This is a genomic window from Microbulbifer maximicatervae (SeqCode) (assembly GCF_052467305.1).
Genome location: NZ_CP174306.1, coordinates 793,698 through 814,086, shown reverse-complemented (window position 1 = coordinate 814,086; position 20,389 = coordinate 793,698). Strand labels below are relative to the sequence as shown.

Annotated in this window: 20 protein-coding genes; 17 read left to right on the top strand and 3 right to left on the bottom strand. The window is 43.3% G+C overall.

What is annotated here, in order from left to right; all coding sequences use genetic code 11:
* Positions 1-651 precede the first annotated feature (651 nt).
* The 9 genes from ACJJI4_RS03605 (at position 652) to ACJJI4_RS03565 (ending at position 7,346) form a co-directional block, all read left to right on the top strand.
* Positions 652-1,422, top strand: coding sequence for an alpha/beta hydrolase (locus tag ACJJI4_RS03605; protein WP_444927087.1), 771 nt, complete (start codon positions 652-654; stop codon positions 1,420-1,422).
* 1,139 nt (positions 1,423-2,561) lie between these two features.
* A complete protein-coding gene (locus ACJJI4_RS03600; protein ID WP_444927086.1) occupies positions 2,562-2,987 on the top strand; it encodes a hypothetical protein in 426 nt (141 codons plus the stop codon).
* Positions 2,988-3,062: 75 nt separating this feature from the next.
* A complete protein-coding gene (locus tag ACJJI4_RS03595; protein WP_444927085.1) occupies positions 3,063-3,842 on the top strand; it encodes a hypothetical protein in 780 nt (259 codons plus the stop codon).
* Positions 3,843-3,942: 100 nt separating this feature from the next.
* Positions 3,943-4,365: an FxsA family protein gene (locus ACJJI4_RS03590; protein ID WP_444927084.1), complete on the top strand. Its 423-nt coding sequence runs from the start codon at positions 3,943-3,945 to the stop codon at positions 4,363-4,365.
* Positions 4,366-4,491: 126 nt separating this feature from the next.
* Positions 4,492-4,854: a hypothetical protein gene (locus ACJJI4_RS03585; protein WP_444927083.1), complete on the top strand. Its 363-nt coding sequence runs from the start codon at positions 4,492-4,494 to the stop codon at positions 4,852-4,854.
* A gap of 389 nt (positions 4,855-5,243) precedes the next feature.
* On the top strand, positions 5,244-5,468 hold the full coding sequence (locus ACJJI4_RS03580) for a hypothetical protein (RefSeq protein WP_444927082.1): 225 nt from the start codon (positions 5,244-5,246) through the stop codon (positions 5,466-5,468).
* Positions 5,469-5,534: 66 nt separating this feature from the next.
* Positions 5,535-6,368 carry a signal peptidase I gene (gene lepB / locus ACJJI4_RS03575; RefSeq protein WP_444927081.1) on the top strand — a complete coding sequence of 278 codons (834 nt, stop codon included), beginning with the start codon at positions 5,535-5,537 and terminating at the stop codon, positions 6,366-6,368.
* A gap of 76 nt (positions 6,369-6,444) precedes the next feature.
* Entirely contained in the window at positions 6,445-6,795 is a 351-nt protein-coding gene (locus tag ACJJI4_RS03570) for a hypothetical protein (RefSeq protein ID WP_444927080.1), read from the top strand.
* A gap of 77 nt (positions 6,796-6,872) precedes the next feature.
* Positions 6,873-7,346 carry a hypothetical protein gene (locus tag ACJJI4_RS03565; protein WP_444927079.1) on the top strand — a complete coding sequence of 158 codons (474 nt, stop codon included), beginning with the start codon at positions 6,873-6,875 and terminating at the stop codon, positions 7,344-7,346.
* 515 nt (positions 7,347-7,861) lie between these two features.
* Here the strand turns inward: ACJJI4_RS03565 and ACJJI4_RS03560 are convergent.
* Both ACJJI4_RS03560 and csrA read right to left on the bottom strand, forming a co-directional pair.
* Positions 7,862-8,032, bottom strand: coding sequence for a hypothetical protein (locus ACJJI4_RS03560; protein ID WP_444928266.1), 171 nt, complete (start codon positions 8,030-8,032; stop codon positions 7,862-7,864).
* Complete coding sequence (gene csrA / locus ACJJI4_RS03555; protein ID WP_444927078.1) at positions 8,013-8,201, bottom strand: carbon storage regulator CsrA; 189 nt, start codon at positions 8,199-8,201, stop codon at positions 8,013-8,015. Before csrA ends, ACJJI4_RS03560 begins: the two co-directional genes overlap by 20 nt.
* Before the next feature lie 1,003 nt (positions 8,202-9,204).
* Between csrA and ACJJI4_RS03550 the strand changes: the two genes are divergently transcribed.
* The 3 genes from ACJJI4_RS03550 (at position 9,205) to ACJJI4_RS03540 (ending at position 10,565) form a co-directional block, all read left to right on the top strand.
* Positions 9,205-9,588 carry a VOC family protein gene (locus ACJJI4_RS03550; protein ID WP_444927077.1) on the top strand — a complete coding sequence of 128 codons (384 nt, stop codon included), beginning with the start codon at positions 9,205-9,207 and terminating at the stop codon, positions 9,586-9,588.
* Between the two features lie 212 nt (positions 9,589-9,800).
* Positions 9,801-10,106 (top strand): hypothetical protein, encoded by a 306-nt coding sequence (locus ACJJI4_RS03545; RefSeq protein WP_444927076.1) that lies wholly within the window; start codon positions 9,801-9,803, stop codon positions 10,104-10,106.
* Between the two features lie 48 nt (positions 10,107-10,154).
* Positions 10,155-10,565, top strand: coding sequence for a DUF4288 domain-containing protein (locus ACJJI4_RS03540; protein WP_282931751.1), 411 nt, complete (start codon positions 10,155-10,157; stop codon positions 10,563-10,565).
* A gap of 169 nt (positions 10,566-10,734) precedes the next feature.
* Here ACJJI4_RS03540 and ACJJI4_RS03535 read toward each other — a convergent pair whose 3' ends face one another.
* A complete protein-coding gene (locus tag ACJJI4_RS03535; RefSeq protein ID WP_444927075.1) occupies positions 10,735-11,778 on the bottom strand; it encodes an AraC family transcriptional regulator in 1,044 nt (347 codons plus the stop codon).
* Positions 11,779-11,956: 178 nt separating this feature from the next.
* On the opposite strand from ACJJI4_RS03535, the gene ACJJI4_RS03530 reads away from it, so the two are divergent.
* The 5 genes from ACJJI4_RS03530 to ACJJI4_RS03510 all read left to right on the top strand — a co-directional run bounded on the left by ACJJI4_RS03530 (position 11,957) and on the right by ACJJI4_RS03510 (position 20,214).
* On the top strand, positions 11,957-13,873 hold the full coding sequence (locus tag ACJJI4_RS03530) for a DUF3604 domain-containing protein (protein WP_444927074.1): 1,917 nt from the start codon (positions 11,957-11,959) through the stop codon (positions 13,871-13,873).
* A gap of 105 nt (positions 13,874-13,978) precedes the next feature.
* Positions 13,979-14,893: a peptidylprolyl isomerase gene (locus ACJJI4_RS03525; RefSeq protein ID WP_444927073.1), complete on the top strand. Its 915-nt coding sequence runs from the start codon at positions 13,979-13,981 to the stop codon at positions 14,891-14,893.
* Positions 14,883-15,944 (top strand): HupE/UreJ family protein, encoded by a 1,062-nt coding sequence (locus tag ACJJI4_RS03520; RefSeq protein ID WP_444927072.1) that lies wholly within the window; start codon positions 14,883-14,885, stop codon positions 15,942-15,944. The genes ACJJI4_RS03525 and ACJJI4_RS03520 overlap by 11 nt, the downstream gene beginning before the upstream one ends.
* A gap of 128 nt (positions 15,945-16,072) precedes the next feature.
* Complete coding sequence (locus ACJJI4_RS03515; protein WP_444898182.1) at positions 16,073-16,627, top strand: GNAT family N-acetyltransferase; 555 nt, start codon at positions 16,073-16,075, stop codon at positions 16,625-16,627.
* 542 nt (positions 16,628-17,169) lie between these two features.
* On the top strand, positions 17,170-20,214 hold the full coding sequence (locus tag ACJJI4_RS03510; protein WP_444927071.1) for a thrombospondin type 3 repeat-containing protein: 3,045 nt from the start codon (positions 17,170-17,172) through the stop codon (positions 20,212-20,214).
* Positions 20,215-20,389: the final 175 nt, after the last annotated feature.

The window sequence follows — 20,389 nt, the reverse complement described above, 5'->3', positions numbered from 1 at the left end:
TATCCGACTGGAAAGGCTAGCCCACTCTTTCAACTCGTAGAGTTTGGGTTCAGGCCTTAACTCTGTCCAAGGTATTAATCTTGGCACTTAGCTACTATGCCGTCAGCTAACTTCTATTTAATCATCGTGGTCAATGCTGATTGAGGAGCTGCCGTGTTTCACTGCTCTTTGTCTATACCCTCGATGGTGGCTAGCGGGTTGGGTCTACTTATGAACCAGCGGCCACACTGACAGCTTCACAGCAGCAGGATTAACATATCTCTCCAGATAAGAACGTGAACTTCACTAAACAACTGCATCATTTACTCTACACATTAGATCACAATGCTTCGGTGTTCTTGGTCACCTCGCCTCCAGGCTAAGCCTTATAGGATGCTTTTGTTCTTCAGTCCGTAGTCTTACTAGCGGCTTCCTCCCCACAAAACCTCATGGTGTTGCAGTTGCCATTCGCTAGTAGTTAGCATTTAATAAAGCCCATTAAATGGTGATCTTCCTATATGGGGCTTTCACTCCATTAGTTCACGTCCATACTGGGCGGGCGTACCAAGTCAAGGCTATCGGAAGCTTCGCTCTGCAGCTTGAGGCGTTAACTGCTTTATTAGCAATTTTACTTGCAAGTAGAAAATCAAGAATACAAAAAGAGGGATTTCATTGAAAACTATATTCTCATTAGTAATATTCTTAATATTTACGACATTTGAAACTGTTGCTGAAGAAGTTGATACAAAAAAAGATTATCACACCTTTGTCTTGGTACATGGTGCTACAGGCGGTGGATGGGACTGGAAAGAGGTTGGTAAATACCTTAGCGCTAAAGGTCATACCGTCTACAGGCCAACACTGACGGGGTTAGGTGAGAGGCACCATCTTTCCTCTCCTGATATTAACTTAACCACACATATCAACGATATCGTTAACCTGATTATTTTTGAAAAATTGAAAAATGTGGTACTTGTAGGTCATAGCTATGGTGGCATGGTAATCACCGGAGTTATCGATCGTATTCCAGAACGAATTCATCATGTTACATTTTTAGACGCGAAAGTACCTGAGGATGGCATGTCAATGATGGAAGGGCAGCCAATATCTGCGGAACATAAAGTGGTAAATGGTCAAGTTCACTTCTCATGGATTGATGTTAATTCCGAATTTCCACGAGATGTTACGCAGCCATTAAAAACACTTACGGAACCTGTATCGTATAAGAATCCTCTGGCAAAAAAACTCAATGTCACTTATGTAGCTTTTATTCCTGAGGGGGTGTCGCAAGCCGATAGAGCTAAAGATCCTTCTTGGCATCGGGCAGTAGAGCGGAAATGGACAATTCGTACATTTAATGGTGATCATGTGATTTATCGGGCCAAGCCCAAAGAATTTTCAGAGATGCTTGAAGAAACCGTAAACGATACAAATAATATTTAAATATTTTGTGGCATGCAGTTAAATCGGGTAGCCGGTAGTTTCTAGCTACCTGCCCCACGCCACCCATCGTATAGGTCCGCAGTGGGCGGTTCCCTATCCGCTGAATCTCTACCCAATGATCGCGTCGAGCAGATACTCATCTAAGTTGAGTACCATGACAGTGCTCAACTTCATCTGACTGGAAACATATCGGTAGGCAAATCCGGTCTTTTAATTCGTGGAGTTTAGGTCCAGGCCTTCACTCTGTTCAAGGTATTAATCTTGGCACTTGGCTACTATGCCGTCAGCTGACTTCTATTTAATCACGCTGTTCATTTCTGACCGAGACACTGCCGTGTTCCACCACTTTTGGCGGCTAGCGAGCTGGGCCTACATATTAGTCAGCGGCCACACTGACAGGTTCACAGCAGCAAGCTAAACAGATTTCCCCAGATAAGAACGTAAACTTTATATACTCAACTGTATCATTGACTTTGCCCGCTAGATCATCCGGCTTCGGTGTCTTTTATCCCCCCACCTCCAGGCTCAGCCTTTTAGGATCTTTCTGTTTGTCAGCTCGTAGATTTGATTTCAACTTCCGCCTACAAAACCTCACGGTCCCCAGTTGCCATTCGCTAGTAGTTAGCATTTAATGGAACCCATTAAACGGTGATCCTCATACAGGAGGCTTCCACCTCATTAGTTCACGCCCATGCTGGGCGTACCAAGTAAAGGTACCCGAGATCAAAAACGCCACTTAACTTTGGTTTTGACGCAGGGCTCTAGGCGTTCCCTATAACCCGAGGCAACATGAGTAAAAGAGACAGCCGCATCTGTGTTTCGATATATATTGTTCTGGGCACTGTTAGTATTCATTTGCTAGGCGAAATATATGCTGCAAAAATGATGGAAGAACTGGCTAGGAATCCGTCTCCAGATTTGTATTCAAATAATCACGGATTCCAATACATAGCGTTCTGGGTTACATGGGGCATAGTTTTGTCATTCGTCCTCGCGCTATCAACAATAATACTCAATAAGGTTCTGAGCAGGGGATATGTCAAAAACACATAAGACAACGTTGTTATCGCCATGCTTGACATCTCTAGGACAGCCTGTATTGCAATCCGGCTGTCCAAACGCAGGTCATTAAATATCATATGGATAAGCTTAAAAAATATTCAATACTTGTGGTTGTTATGGGTGCGACCATGCTGTGGTCGGCATTTTATATAGCCCCTCCAAAAGTATTTGATCTGCCTCTCTATTTAGATATTTTTCTAAACCTCAAAAGCTACTTTGCTCAAGGATTTCTTTCTGGGATTCTGAGCTTGATTCTCGCAAAAAAAGTTGGCATTTCCAAATACGCCGTCTTTAATATTGGTATAATTATTTCCGCCCTGATTTTGACTCTAAATTGTATTAGAGTACAAGCTATAGACCTGTACTATGCACAGTACTCAGTATTACCATTAATTATTGGTATTGCAGCCGGAATTACCGCAGCTGAATATATGCAATATTTAACAAAGCAAGGCAAAATTGCTCTGTGGGCTGGACGTGTTAAAGCGTACTTTTGCTCGTAATTAAATTAGCTGATGTAGCGTTTTTTGGCTAGCAATATTTCAGGGGAGTCGTGTAAACACATAATAAGTTTGCCAATGTTCGCCAACCAGGATTGGCAGCGTTATGCGTGGCTTAACCACAAGGCAGCCCATTACAAATGGCGTAAGGTGAACATGCGAATAGTACTACTCATATTTCTAGCATCAACTATCTTTGGATGTGCCGCACAGAAAGAGACTATTTTTATTCCCGCTTCTCCGCTAACAAAGAAAGAGGTTGAAGAGGAAAAAGAGCGACTCAAAAACGATCCAGAATGGGCTGATTTCGATGTGGAAGAAATCATCGGTGACGGAATGGGTATATTCACATATAGGGAAGAAGATATTCGATCAGCCCTGACCGAGATTAATAAGTCCGACAAAAGGCTATCATTGTGCTCGAACTCTATCATGAGTGGAGCCACGTCTATTGTATTCGTGGCTGAAACTGATGAACCTCATCAGGTAAAAATAAAGTCTGCTTCATGTAGTCCTGTAGGTGATGGCCTTTCTTGCCAACCCGTAGAAACGGATTGGAAGTACCAATACAAGGAAATCTATTTCAGTGCTGGCATGCTTGGCTATGAGAAAGCCATCGAAGTAATATCAGCTTTTAAAAGACTTGGTATTGAAGGTCTCCCTGATTGGTATCGAAAAGTATTTGGTGTAGGCTCCATAAATTCAGTCGAGCAAACTATGAATGGCTACCTTATAGGGGTTGGCGAGTTATTTTGTGGTGGGTGTGTATCAAAAATACTCGTCACCGCCTCTCATGATTCAGAGTCTAAAATTCAGAAACTAACTTTTGTAGACGCAATAGGCAGCATATGTATATAGCAGAGGAATCACCTAACAAAGCCAACCAGTGGGGCCAAAAACCTCCTATTCACTATAGCTCTTTAGCTCCTGTTCACGGCGTTAAGGTAGCAGCAAAATTATGAAGTGGTTTTTGTTTCTGATAATTCTTGGTGTCAGTGAGGTTGCAGTTATTGGGTGGCTTCATTCATTACTTGGGCTTAACACGTTAATTGGTCTTTATGTTGTTACTACTGCTATTGGTGCGGTGTTTCTATATGTACAGTATCCAGAATTCAAACAGTCCAAGAAGGTCAGCAAAAGCATCGGCAAGAAATTAAGCAAGCAATTTGAAGGTAAAGGGCATAACTTATCACCAGAGCAATTAGAAAAGCTAAGGCCCTTCTTATTTATGGTCAGATATGGGGTTGCTTTTTTCCTAATTATTATTCCGGGCGTTATCTCTGATATAGTTGGCATCGTTATGATGTTGCCTGTTGTAGTTAGTTTTTTTATTAATCGCAGTATAGATAAAGCTATTGCCAAAGTGGAGGCCCAGCCTTAACAATGCACTGTACCGGGCTCAGCAATACTGTCATTTTTTTACAAAGAGCGAAAATACACCATTTTTTCTACACAATTAAGCACAGCGTTATACCTAATCATGAATAAAAGAAAGTACTGGAAGTGTATGTTGTTGTTGCCATTCTTGGCTATGATAATACCAGCAATACTTGTGGGTATGCTTATGGCTGGTATTGGCTATATTACCTTTGCAGTATTCAGTTTTTTCATAGTTGATCGCCTGAGTGACAAAGAGATAAATATATATTTGCTTTTCTCTCCTGTAATCGCAAGTGTGTTTCAAATATTTGGCCTGATCAATCCACTTTTATGGTTAGGTAAAGAAAGCATCAGTATCAATAGTGCCATTGAGTTCATGGAACTTTTGTTTATAGCAACTATATTCTTTGGCTATCTTTTTTTGTTTGTTGCAATGGCTATTTATAAGCTACTTAGTTGGCAAGGTGTGTTTAGTTCTCAAAAGGTATAATAATACGTCCAATGGCCGCCCACTACGTGGGTTGGACCGCGAAAAGCGCTGCTTTACAGCAATGTGGCCTATTAACTCTGTGTTAACAGACTAGAGGAAGTATGGAGCTAGAAACAAGACAGAACGCATTTGATCTTAGAAAGGCTTTAGGTACTCCAGAACACCTTCAAATGCACGCTACTCTTGTAGGCGAAGCTGCCGATCTACTTCTAAGCGGGTTATCTGGTATAGGGGTACCTGTTTAAGGAGAGTTTGTGAGAATGAGGATAGCACTCCATGACATCGGAAAAATCATTCACACTCACGAAATGACTGACTCTGAACATGAACTAGATAGCGAAAACCTATTGTTAGAAAAGGGGACATCTCCGAGATTGGCAAGATGTTGCATGTCATGTCCTCTCTGGCAGGAAATGGTATGCTCTCTTGAAGAACTGCTTATAGCTCTATCAGAAAAGCTATGGAAGGGTAATCGAGTTGAAGATCTTGAGCTATTGAATATCGATCACATAGCTCAACAACAGTCGGTGGATCGGTGGCACATGTATGAGCCACTAGATTCGCTATTTGAATCAATCGCAGCTGATGGCGATATTCGTCGCATCAGCTGTTAACAAGCTAAGACATTGGAACAAAAACCACCGCTGGTGGCATTAGACCTACGGAACTAAGGAGAAAGTTTGAATATCAATTGGAAACCGAAGGCATGGATTGCAGTACTGTTAGGTGTAGTCCTACAAGCGTTCACATTTCTATACTTAAATAGGCCAAAACTATTTTGGCTCTATGTCCTTCTTTCTTGTATTGTTTCTATACTTGATTGGAAGTATCAAACTCTATTTGCTGCCATTTTTTCATTAATCTGCCCAATACATGCGTATTTTGTTGTAAAGAATTTTGAGAGTTCTAGTGAGCGGGGTTGGTACTCCAAGTGGTGGGGAATCCCTGCCATCTATATTACGTTTTTTACAACAGTCTTTCTATTTAGGTCTTTCCTATACGAGCCTTTTCTTTTTCCTTCCGCATCAATGCAACCAACAATAGATAACGGAAACTACATCATTGTTCAGAAGTTAGGCTATCGCACATATGGAACGTATGGTGCTTCTATAGCCAGCGGGAATATAACTTCAAGAGGTCTAATGCAGAGAGGGAAATTATATGCATTCTATCCACCTCATAAGGACACTCCTTTTATCAAGAGATTGATCGCTTTACCTGGTGATAGGATTGCTATCAAAGGCAATGACATTACTATTAATGGCTCTTTATTAACCACAAATCTACTATACGAAACAGATCATCTAGCAGTCTATGAGCAACAGTTGAGTGGTATCACGTATTTGATTCAACGAATAAAAATGCGTCCAGCTAGTGATGTGGAGGAAATTGTAGTACCTGAGAAAAGCTATTTCTTTATGGGTGACAACCGAGATAACTCAGCAGATAGCAGGTTGTGGGGCTATGTTACCAGCGACCGCATAATTGGGGAGGTCGTGCATATCTTCAAGTAAAGGCCTAATAAAACAATCAAGCGAGACGGCTTAGAGCCGTCGGTTATTTTAGCGTTAAGCATAACAAGGTGGGAAGATGTTACAGGCTGCAATAATTGCTTTGATATTGATAGGCATCTACAAGCTAATTGACAGAAACAAGGCACAAAGTAGTGATCCAGATATTGACTGGTGGGTTGCCTTTACCTTCGTTTTTGTACCTATGATTCTTATATTCATAATCAGCTTAGTAGTCATAAGAAATGCTTTTTCGGAGATCATTATTTTATCGGCCTATTCCTTATATTTTATTATTCCGTTTATCTATTTAAAGAAGATTCTAGGCTATTCGGCAAAAAAATCACTGAAGTATTCAGTATGGGTTCCAGTTACAGTGTTGGCTATAGAAATCCCATATACTTTGTTTTTCGGCCTACACAATGCTTAACAAGCTTGTGTTGTCGCCTCCGGCTTGGACAGCCTACTGCATAGGTTCTCATAAAAAGGCGTTATGACCCATAGAAAATGAATATATTATCGGGTATTGGAATAGGTGAAATTAGGTACGGCATGATAGAGAAAGAAGTCATTTCTTTCTTGGGCAAGCCAGATCGAGTCGAGGAGTCCGAGTATGTTGAAGGCAAAGGTGATTGGCATAGAGAATTATGGTATTCGCATAGAAACTTAACATTTACTTTCAATGATAATGATAACTTTCGCTTAGGTACAATAACAGTTATGGGAGCCGGATATTCATTATTTGAACAGCAACTATTCGGTTTAGGAATCAAAGAAATTTCAAGTTTAATAGCTAAACATACTGGAGAGATAGCAAAACTAGAAGACTGGTCTTCCGAAGAGCTTCCAGATCATAAATGCTTAATTCATGATGGTTTAGGTATAATGTTTTGGTTTGATTACAATTACCTTGCAGAAATGCAGTGTAGCTATCTATTTGAGCCGGACAACGAGACTATTATATGGCCAGTAAAGTCATAACAAATTTAGCCAGCATCGGTAAGCCAAAAAAGTAACTGGGCTGGACCTTACTTCGTTCGGCCTATACTAAAGGCGTTAAGCACCGACAATATACGGATCAATAATGAAGCCTGATGAAAGATGGAAAAAGATTCGATCTAAAGGGTCGTTTCATTTTACTTTAACTAGAGGTCTATTTGGGGGCGGTTGTTTACTATTTGTTAATGGGTTTCTATCAAGGCAAATGATCCATAATCAACCCATTCTCACTATGGATACATTTTGGTCAGTAATAGGTAGTTTGGCTGTTGGGTTTCTCTTGTCAGGTGTAATCTGGTCTATTAATGAGTCAAGATACAATGGGCCCAGAACCTAGATCACATAGCCGGTAGCTTCTAGCTACCGTCCCCCACACCACCCATCGTGCAGGTCAGAGATGAGCAGCTCCCAACCAGTAATGAATCTCTACCCAACAATACTGTCGAGCAACTCTTCATTTGAGTTGGAACGATCTTGGGCGCCCATAATTTGGTCATCTATGACATATTGGTAGGTGAGTTCAACATTAACCCATTGCTTACATCCAGCAAGTAGGGGTCGCTTGCAAAGGCACCCAACATCAAAACCGCTACCTCACCATGGTTTTGACATGGATGCTTTGGGAAATCCGTAGCCACAGCGAGGCTATCATCGATCTCCTCTTCCAAGTGCCCGCTCCTTTTGTACACGTATATATATTTCTTCACGGTGAACAGGCAGGGATTTGGGAGCAAGTATGCCTATCTTCACTTGATTACCCTTAACTTCCAGTACGGTAATTGAGACATTTGCTCCAATCCTTAAGTTTTGACCCGTCCGGCACTTTAAGATCAACATATTTGTTTCCTCTAAGACTCAAACCATTTGTAGACCACCCTTAACGGAAGGCTTTGTAAGTAACTTCTTGAGGAAATATGAGGTGGTGCACGAGAACGATAGGCATAGAAGAAGAAAAGGCGAGCACTACGCTCCCATAGCTTGGTGAATCTCTCCAAACTGCTCAATACTCTCCAGTTTATTGAAGACGAGCGGGTTTCTAGCGTATGATCCATATAGCCATTTTGATAGTTCGGTTATCAATTTGGTTAGCTGACCCCTGGTGTTCGAGCACCTTGGGTCAGCGCCTTTTACTTGCTTTTACGTCACAATACCGCTCTCCTTTGATAGGCTGATTTTTAGAAAATTATTGACTTGGTTAAACTTCTTTGGTAGCTGGCATTTTAAAAGGCAGCTCAACGCCGACCAAAATACCAATAAGTATCCATTGATTTTACGCAGCTTTGACACTAAAACAAACTTAATAAAATCCAATAAGATTATTTTTGTGCCTATATTTTTTAACTTTACGCTTTGAATAATCTGAGTTATTTACAAAACAACCTTTTATCCTGGTGCTTTTATTAAGCTCACTCGAAAGAACTCAGAAGAATAGATCTTCAATACTGCCACTTACCACAGGTCCCCTTCTGCCTACAGCCAAAATTGCTTAGGTGTTTTTAATATGTTGCTGAGGATTTTAGGTAGCCATCCTATTAGGAATAGTAATGGCGTTATTTTTATAATCCTTTAGCGATTGGACTTTTCGATGCAACAACCCCTAAAAATTCACTTCATTCAAAGGGTGAAACTATAAATTCTAAATGTTCGCAGTATATCTCAAATAGTGAAATCCAATCGAAATATATGCGCATCGAACCTGCTAATCATGCTTAAATTGCCAACATGACCTCCGTACACTATTAATTTTACGTAGATGCCAATACACTATCCCATTTAAGTATGATTATAGAGGCGCCATACCTAAGACTTACCCAAGCTTACGAACAACAAGGTGAAACTTATGTTGAATCCATTTCATCTCTCTTTCGTGGTTCCCGACAAAGAGGAAGCGAAGCGTTTTTATTTAGACATTTTGGGTTGTTCTATAGGTCGTGACAACCCCACCTGGTTCGACATTTTATTTTACGGTCATCAAATTACAATTCATCAAGCTTCCGACAAAATGCCGGCCTACCAAATTGACCATTTTGGACCAATTCTAAGTAAAGAGGAATGGCTGTCCGTATTAGAAGTTTGTAAATCAAATGATGTAGAGTTTGTAACAAGTAACCTTATAAAGAACGAAGGTGCTGAAGATGAGTCAGGTAAGTTTCTTATAAAAGATGCCAGTGGCAATACACTTGAATTTAAGTATTATCTGAATTTTAAGTGTACAGTCGGGTAACGACATAAAAACAAGCGATCTGTCGGCTCCAAAAGCGGAGCCCTACCTATCCCATCGCGGTGGAGGCTTTAAGATCAAGTTCGGATGAGAGCAAGCATACAAGCTTGCGAGGACATGCACTACTTTAACAAACCGATAAGCCCCCAAAGAAAAGCCCATCACTGGCAAGTTGCCTTAGTTGTTAGCCCGCACTAATTGGAACATCGTATTTTATGAGCAAGAAGGCATTTGGAATTAATGAATTTATTATCCTCACCACCCTACTGGCAATGCTTGGCTTGCTGGCCATCCGGTTTTTGAATCCTGAGATGCTAAATCTGTCCATTTTCAATACTCGGGCAGGCTCCTTTTTACTTGGCTGCGCATTTTGTTACTTCACTCTAAATGAGTTCAAAACGGCCATAGCTAAAGATGAGTGGGGCCCAAACAGAATTGCAGGTATTATTCGTGTACCCCTAAATCTCGCCGCTGCTTTATTCCTGTTTTACATGAGCGCAAGCGGAGGAATTAATCCATAAGAAGAGATTATTAGCTTCCCCATCACCGGTGAGTACAAGGCAGTTAAAATGAGTAACCAGAGAATTCCTGACAGAAATAAGAGCCCCTACGGCTGGTGGGTCGCAACAATTATAGAGAGGTTTCAATTTGATGATGAGGAACTCGACAATATGCGTCGGCGCTGCCGGGCATTCTCAAATGTTGTGATACTAAGAGCTGATGATAGAGAGCAAGCTTACCAGAAGGCCATTCAGTACGGGAAGTCCGGCATCGAAGACAAAAGTGACTGGACAAATGATAAAGGGCGTAGAGGTCGCTGGATTTTTGAGGGACTAAGCAGTCTTATTCCCATCTATGATGAACTTGATCCTGAAGGCACTGAAATCCTGTTTGACGATGATAATGGGATTACAGTTGGCAGAGTTAAGTCTTGGGTTCGAAGCAAGGAAGAGCTTGAGGCATTTGATGATACCGAATGAGAAATTCAAGTACTTTATCAGCCCCTTTAAAGACTAGACCTCCCCTCTTTTCTCTCGATAACTATAGAATAGTCCAACCAAATTTAGCTGGGTGGTATGTAATATCCAATAGCCCTAGGAGTAATTAATGCAAACAAATCGACTCCTCTATTGATAAATAAAGTCGCTCTTAATCTATACAGATTTCTGTTGAGGTATCTCTACTATGCTTAGTCCGAAACTCTCGCGGAGATTGCCCAGTCCATTTTTTAAAGCTTCTGGAAAAACTACTGGTATCACCGAATCCCAGTTTGTAGGCGATTGACGTGATCGGGGTATCGTTTTGCTTAAGGTACTGCACAGCCTGATACTGGCGTATTTCATCTAGCACAGTCTGATAACTGGAACCTCTTTCTTTTAGTTTTCTATGCAAACCGCGACAACTAATACCAAGCTCCTTGGCCACGACCTCTTGTGAAAAATTACCTGAAGCCATCAGATCAACAAGCACCCTACTGGTCATGCTAACTATGTCATTCTTCTGCAAACGCTCCAAATAACCAATTAGGGCTTGCTCGTTAACTCTGACCAGCTCATCGTTTCCCGAAGAGAGCTTTCGATCAACAAACTCTTGTTTAAACCTAATCTCACAAATGTCTGATGAAAAGTTAATTGGGCACTTATACATCAATTGATGCCGCTCAAGGGTAGCAGGTCTAGGCCTCTCCAGATTAATTGAAATCAAATGATGATGCACATCGGGGCATATCTTTCTTATGGACTTTATTAGCAAGGCCATAAAAGCATCTATAGCATGAATACTTGGATCATATGAAAAATTATCAACTTTTTCCCAAGAGACTACTACTTGTTTCTGTTCATCATGAACATTGATTCGCATAGCGGTGGTAACCACTTCTGAGAATCGAGCAGACCTCAGTAAGCTCTCCCTGATGGAGCTACTGGCCAAGTGGGCATAGCTTAGAGCGTGAAGGTTTGTATGATTAACATACTTAGTGACTTGCAGGCCGATACAATCATCACCTGATATAGATTCAGCGAGCCCCCATAGCTTTTTCATATTCTCTAAAGGGATTCTCTGGTTCGCATCCACTATGCATTTGGGGTCAATTTCTGCACGCTGCAAAATTTCTTGGGTAGAACAGAATGGTTTTAGGGCCTCAATAATAGGTAATACCCAAGTTGCAATGGTCGTGTGTCCATACTCAGCCATCTACAAGTGTGTCCTAATTGGTCAAGAGATTGGCTTTATTTGCAAAGAAACCTAAAAGCCAAATGATTAGCATCTAATCAATCACTTCCTTATTTACCAAGATTATCCTAACGATCCTGACATGTTAAGAGGATCTAGTCACCTAAAAGATAGCCAACCGACGTTGGCAATTGGAAATATGAAAAATCCCATAAAAATAATAGCACGTCTGGTAGGTGTTACATTATCCATCACTCACCTAGGTGTTGCTGCTAGTAAGCCCACACAGGTTTTCTGGGGAGATATGCACCTTCATACCTCCTACTCGTTCGATGCCTTCTTAAGCCAAAATTATTCGGCAACTCCAGACACCGCTTATCGGTGGGCCAAGGGGCAGCCGGTTATTCACCCCTACACTCATGCAAAAGTACGTATAGACACCCCGTTGGATTTTCTCGTGGTTTCAGATCACGCTGAAGGGCTGGGAGTTATGAGGGCAGTGGTGAATCAAACAGATGAGCTCGACAGCGATATGTCCTTATACCAGTCAATGATGCGCTGGTTTGCCAAGCAGCATATTAGATATAAAGTCTCAATAAATGAAGGTATGGATATTTTCAATGAGTTACTGCCCAAAAAGGCGCTAGACACAGTAGCTCCCGCTGACCCTGTCCAGGACCCAGCTAACACGCCCCCTGAGCCCGTTCTTGGAGATCTGGATAAGACCCGGACAAGCGCATGGAGCGCAATAGTCGATGCCACAGAGCGCCATAATAACCCGGGCACTTTTACCAGTTTTATTGGCTGGGAATGGAGCTCAACACCAACCGGGGCCAACTTACACCGGGTGGTAGTCTCTCCTGATGGGGCGGAAAAAGCTAAGCAGTATCTTCCTTTTGGGTCTGATCAGAGCCAGTACCCAGAAGATTTGTGGCACTGGTTAGATGAGACATCTAAACGAACTGGCAGTGAATTCATTGCGATCCCCCACAATTCCAATGTGTCTAAAGGGTATATGTTTGCAGAAACCACTCTGCGTGGTGAGCCAATTGATACACAGTATGCGCGTACACGCATGCGCTGGGAGCCCCTGGTTGAAATAACACAAATTAAGGGAGACTCAGAAACCCATTCAACGCTTTCCCCGGACGATCCTTTTGCCGACTTTGAGAATTATCCATTCTACCTACAAGCTGACCCGGAGTCGTACCGTGTCGCTAGAGGTGATTTCGTCCGATCCGCCTTACGTTCAGGGCTGGAAATACAGGAGAAAATTGGTGTAAACCCTTATAAGCTGGGGTTCATAGGGTCCACAGATTCACACACTGGTATGTCAACTGCGGAGGAGAACAACTTTTGGGGCAAGTTTGCCCACGACTCAGTACCAAGCAGCAAGCGAACTAACACTGTCATTGGCGGAACCAAGGCTACAGGATGGAATATGTCCGCTTCTGGACTCGCCGCCGCTTGGGCAGAAGAAAATACTAGAGAAAGCCTTTTCGCTGCATTTAAACGCCGTGAAGTATATGCCACTACAGGCCCTAGAATACAGGTACGTGTCTTTGCAGGCTGGGATTTCCCCAAGTATGCGATAGATGCAGAAAATATTGCTGAACTGGGTTATTCCCATGGAGTACCTATGGGGGGTGATTTAGTCAAACCACAAGGAACTGACCAGCCAATTCAGCTACTTATACGCGCGACAAAAGATCCCAAAGGAGCAAATCTGGATCGAATCCAGGTGGTAAAATCTTGGTTGGACGCAGCGGGAAAAAGTCATGAGAAAGTAATTAATGTTGCTTGGTCTGGGGAGCGCACTCTTAATAACCAAGGTCAGTTAAAGCCAGTGGGTGATACCGTTAGTCGAGAAACGGGGCAATACACTAACAATATTGGTTCTATTGAGTTATCGACCTTGTGGCAGGATCCAAGCTTTAATGTGAACGAAAGAGCATTTTACTATGTTCGGGTATTACAAATCCCTACTCCTCGCCATTCACTTTACGATGCAGTGGCCGTAAAAGAAATTAACAACGGAAATATTCAGATACCCTCTGAAGGACCCGCTGTTATCCAGGAGCGCGCTTATACATCCCCAATTTGGTATACCCCCTGATACCGATAGGATACCTCGACGCTACAGCAAGCAAATAGCATATCTAAAAAATTAGCTTGCATACTGACATCAATACTCTCTGCAGGTTTCAATGGAGGAAGCTTCATGCAGCGGAAATTAGAGATTCTGAAAAGGGAGCCTTTGGTACACTTTTCTATTGTCGCTTTAGTACTATTCATTGTCGCAGAGTTGTTAATAGAGGAAAATGGAACCAACTATGAAGAAACCTTGCTTATCAGCGAGGACATACTAATTGAGCACCTTCAATTCCAGAAAAAAACATTTGATCAAAATTTTGCACGACGTTATTGGGAGGGCTTGACTCAGCCAGAAAAGTCCAACCTGATTAATGATTACATTAAAGAAGAAGTACTTTACCGAGAAGCCCTTAATCTAGGCCTACAGAAGCATGATCAGATTATACGACGGCGCCTTATTCAAAAGCTGGACTATGTAAATGGTGGCTTTTCCAGTAACACTGACATTAGTGAAGAAGACTTGGAAAGCTACTTCCAGCTTCATCACGAAAAATATCGAATTGAAGCATCCATTACGTTCACTCATGTTTTCTTTGATCTTAGACGTCACTCTAAAGAAAAGTTAGAGAAGACTGTTAAGCAGAGCTTGAACCACTTAATAAAGCAGTCAGTTCCATTCGAGGAATCCGCCCTCCACGGAGACAGATTCATCTTTCATCGGAATTATGTAGATCGTACTCTCCATCTAGTAGCCAGCCACTTCGGCGATGAATTGGCAGAAAGTATCTTTCAACTACCATTGAATACCTGGTCCGGTCCATTTGAATCTCCGTATGGTCTACATCTAATTTTGGTTAGTGAAAACAAAACAAGCCGTCTACCCAGCTTTAGAGAAGCCTCCCCCTTAGTACTTGAGGATTATCGACGAAATAAAATGGAGGAAAACAAACAACTTAGGATACAAGAGCTGTTGACAGGCTACAGAATAGAGAGGGATGCCTCGATACCATATGTACCTGTGGATATCACCTATGCCCACTAAAAATCCCTACAAGATCATCAAAGCCCTTCTATTCTTATTGTTACTTACAACAATTAGTAATTGTAGTTTCGCTCATGACGGAAGACCGATATACATTGAGTTAAAAGAAGTCACGGAAAGCAGATATATCCTTCGATGGAAAGTCCCGCCTATCATGCAGCCAGGCACTGAACCTGAGATACACTTAAAGGGCGAATTCTGCCAAATACAACCAGAGATAACAGGGCCTGCCGGACCCAACGTGAAGAGTTACCTATGCAGGAACCCCCACCCAAACAATTTTACAAGGCTATATAATCCCCTAACAATAAAAATCACATACCCCATTGCCAATCCAGCCTTATCGAGCTTAATTCATTTTGAAAAATCAGACGGTGACACTATTAATCTCTTTAATGGCCCCAAGGTCTTAGAGATAAATTTACCTTCCCGCCTAACTATTTGGGATTGTGTCAAACAATATATTGAAGCAGGTTTCTTACATATATTGGAGGGCTATGATCACTTACTATTCGTGTTATGTTTAGTCTTTATCGCCAGAAATTTTAGAAGCACTTTAATAGCGATTAGCGGATTTACGTTAGGCCACTCCCTCACCCTGGGACTCGCAAGTTTAGATTTATTCACCATAAGAGTAGATGTTGTTGAAGTGCTGATCCCATTGAGTATTATGCTGTTAGCCGCAGAAATTGTATACGCGCATAATGGACAGAGTAAAACGAGTTTAACCCGACGCTATCCTGCGATTGTTGCCAGCGGCTTTGGGTTACTTCACGGATTTGGTTTTGCCAGTGCGCTAGCGGAATTAGGCCTTCCTCACAGCCATAAAATCACCGCATTATTTAGCTTTAATATAGGTGTAGAACTGGGGCAGATATTATTTGTCTTGGTTTTGATTTTCTTATCATCTACAGTTCAGTGGATATTCTCGAACTGGAAGATCTCAATTTTGTATCAACACTTTCTAACACAATCAAAATACGCTATTTATCCAGCTGGAGTAGTCAGCGGGTATTGGGTAATTGAAAGGACCGTTGGGCTAATTTCCTAAACAAACAAAGCTTGAATCACAAAAGCTGCTTCAAGACTTACAATCTGCTATCCTCACGCAATCACACAGATCACGGCCTGCAGTAGAGGCCAGATACAAGTATGAATTGACCGCCACTCAATAGAAATTTGTCTAGCTTTGTTAGCCCACACCAAAGTCAGATACAGGCCTTTGTAGAGTTGGAGCAGTTTTCATTACCAAATCTATCACCACTGAAAATAAAGATGTTAAATTTTAGAACAGCACTTATAGAAGACCTTCCTGATTTACTTAAGCTGGAACAGTGTCTTATCGAAGCCGAAAGGCCATACAATTCATCCATTAAAGCTGAATCAGCATTCTATTATGATATGGAAAAGTTGATACTATCTGATGACTCATATCTTCTGGTAGTTGAAATCGAAGGTGAGGTTATTGGAACGGGATATGCCCAGATTCGAAGCTCAAAAATATCTCTTGATCATGAGCGGCATGCTTATCTGGGATTTATGTATGTATCACCAGCGCACCGAGGAAAGGGCATCAACTCAAAGCTAATAGAAAAATTAATTGCATGGGGTAAACAGAATGGAGTTCAAGATTTCTACCTTGATGTTTACTCTCAAAATAGCTCAGCGATAAAAGCCTATGAAAAAGTTGGCTTCCAACCATCACTTATGGAAATGAAGTTAAATCTTAAATAGAAAGTTCACAGCTTATAAACCCAGGTGATGTCGATGCCCTTGGCTCACCTGATTTACACCAGGCGATTTCAAAGAGTGTTATTAAAGAAGCCTTAGCCAATATACTTCGATCTAAATACCTGCCTGCAAGATTTATAATCAACTTGAAATGGCGGGGTAATTCCCCATCTTAGTAACGGCTTAATCAGGCTCAGAATCAGATTCCACTTTAGAAAGAGTCAAGAGCAACAGCAAATCAAGCTGTCAAATTATCTATTCCATTATATTTTATGGCGTAAATTTGTCTTCACTAATTACACGCTTTATCACCCATAAATTATCCCGCCAAAATTTCGCCATTCATCACACTTTTAGTGAGAAAGAACGCATAGTTACCACACTCATAAACGGTTGTGCGCCATAACTTTAGTATTAGAAATATGCACAACCAAAATAATGACATCTATCTAAAAATAAGCCGGAGGCCAAGTGCGCCAGCATAAATGATTTATTGCAGGCGTATTTTTTATAGGCCTACTGCGCTTGTCCGACAGATAACAAAAATGGATTTTGTTCGGGAGATTATGACCATGCGTCTACCTTCGCTTATTGCGATACTATTTTCATTGGTGCTTTTAAGTGCCTGCGGTTCTGATGGAGGCCGGGGCGATGCCGCCGATGACTTGCTCCCGCCCCCTGGCGTCACAGACTCAGATGGTGACGGTATCGATGATGATAATGACAATTGTCCGGCTGTGAGCAATTCAGACCAGGATGATTTAGATGGCGACGGTAGCGGTGATGCCTGTGATACTGATGACGATGGCGATTCCCACCCAGACACCTCAGACAACTGCCCACAAACCCCGAATTCGGACCAAGCCGATAGTGATAGCGACGGCATAGGCAATGCCTGCGACAGCGATCTGGATGGCGACAACGTCCCCAACGATTCTGACAACTGCCCTGCTGATTCAAATAGTGAACAGGGAGATATCGATGGCGACGGCGTCGGGGATGTGTGCGACAACGACCGCGACGGGGACAACTACACCGACAGCTTGGATAACTGTCCGGATGTAGCCAACCCAGACCAATCAGATCAGGACAATGACGGTATCGGCGACGCCTGTGACGAAGATAGCGATACTGACAATGACGGCCACGATGATGGCCAGGATAACTGCCCAGCCGTATCCAACCCAGACCAAGCCGACCTTGACGGAGACGGCATTGGTGATGCCTGTGACAGCGATGACGACGGTGATGGCGTAGACGATCAAGACGACAACTGCCCAACCGCAGCCAACTCCTCACAAACCGACCAGGATGGCGATGGAATAGGTGATGCCTGTGATGACGATGCGGACAGTGACGGCATCGATAACGAAGATGACAACTGCCCATCGACCCACAATCCGAGCCAAGACGATAACGACGGAGATGGCATTGGCGACGCCTGTGACAGCGACGACGACAATGACTCTGTCGAAGATGAGAATGACAACTGCCCCAGCCATAGCAATACCGACCAAAGTGATATCGACGAAGACGGTGTCGGTGATGCCTGTGATAGCGACCAGGATGGTGACGGTATTGATAACGACGATGACAACTGCCCTGCTACTGCCAATTCAGACCAGAGCGATATCGATGGTGATGGGCAAGGCGATAGCTGTGACAGCGACGATGACGGCGATGGTATAGACGATAGTAATGACAACTGTCCGGCCGTTGCCAACGATGATCAAACCGATACCGACGGCGACGGCACTGGCGATGCCTGCGACAGCGATCGCGATGATGACGGCGTTGAAAATGAAAATGACAACTGTCCGCTGGTACCCAACGCAGATCAAACAGATACAGATGGCGACGGTTACGGAGATGCCTGCGATGACAACACCGATGTCGACGGCGATCAGGTACCTGACAGCGTCGACAACTGTGTACTCATCCCCAACACCGATCAAACTGATCAGGATGGAGATGGTGTCGGGGATGCCTGCGATAGCGACCTGGATGGAGATGGCACCGATAACGATACCGACAATTGCCCATCGATACCCAACTCAGACCAACTCGATACTGACGGGGATGGCAGTGGCGATATCTGTGATAGCGACGACGACAACGACGGCGTCGATGACGTAGCCGACAACTGCCCTACTGAGTCCAATAGTGATCAAGCAGATACCGACGGGGATTCAGTTGGTGACGCCTGCGATCCAGACCTCGATGGCGATGGTATCTTCAATGACGACGATAACTGCCCCTACGTCAGCAATACACTACAGGAAGATAGTGATAACGACGGAATCGGCGATGCCTGCGACGGCGACAACGATAACGACGGCGTAGATAACGCTAACGATAACTGCCCGGATACTGCCAACAGCGATCAGTCGGATATCGATCAGGATGGCGTTGGCGATGTCTGTGACAGCGACCGGGATGGTGACAGTGTCCCGGACACTTCCGACAACTGCCCGGCTATTCCAAATGATGATCAAGCCGATCAGGACGGTGACGGAATCGGTGATGTTTGTGACGATGACAGTGATACCGACAATGATGGCCACGATGACGGTGAAGACAATTGCCCAGCCATTCCCAATCCGAATCAAACGGACACGGATGGCGACGGTGTCGGCGATGAGTGTGATAGCGATGCCGATGGCGATGGCACGGACAACACCGATGACAATTGTCCACTAACGCCAAACGACCAAACTGATACTGACGGTGACGGTCTTGGGGATGCCTGTGACGAAGACCTGGATGGTGACGGCGTTAATGATGACGTCGACAACTGCCCAATGATTCCGAATCCAGGGCAAGAAGACGGCGATAACGACGGTGCCGGAGATCTCTGCGATAACGACCGCGACGATGACGGCCTTGATGATACCGTCGACAACTGCCCCGCGATTCCAAATCCAAACCAAACCGATACTGATGGTGATGGAGTGGGAGATGTTTGCGATGCAGACCTGGATGGGGACGGAGTAGAAAACGATCTCGATAACTGTCCCCAGACTCACAATCCCGGGCAGGAGGACTCTGATAACGATGGTATCGGCGACGCCTGCGACCTCGAATCAGGCCTGTCCTGCGCAGCGTTTGAAGACTTGGAGATTGTTAACGGTGTAGATGCAGACCTGACTTACGGAATTGAACAGCCCTGTGATGGATGTTCTATTACTGCAGTAGAAAGGGTATTTAACGGTGTCCTATCTGATGCAGCCAGAATGGAAGTTGTCAGCGGTGCAGGCGGCTCTACTCATATTCAAATCAACCACCACTCGGTTAAAGAGGGACGCCATGTGGTCGGTTTCCTGGTAGAGCACACCACACCACTGCTGGATATCATCTACCTGAACACCATCACAATCAGCACATACTTGGACGGAGTAGCTACAGGGGAGTCCACTAGTGGATATCGTCTCGCTCCATTCAAAGTCAACGGTGCACGCAATCACCGCCTGCTATTAGTCACCACGAATAGTGATTTTGATCAGGTCAGGCTATCTTTGAGCGGCTTGAGCTTTATAAACAACCAACTGGATGTTTACCTGGCCTGCTCAAAACCTGTGAGCCAGCCATAACTAAAAGAAGAAATAAAAAGTCCCGGTACGCCGGGACTTTTTATTTACAATTAAATTGAAAGGAATAAAGCACATAGAGAAAACTAATTCCAACCTTTAAAACAATAAAGAACGCAAGCTAAAAAACTTATTTACCCCTCACCTGTTGCCCACACACCAAAAATTACAAAATCAA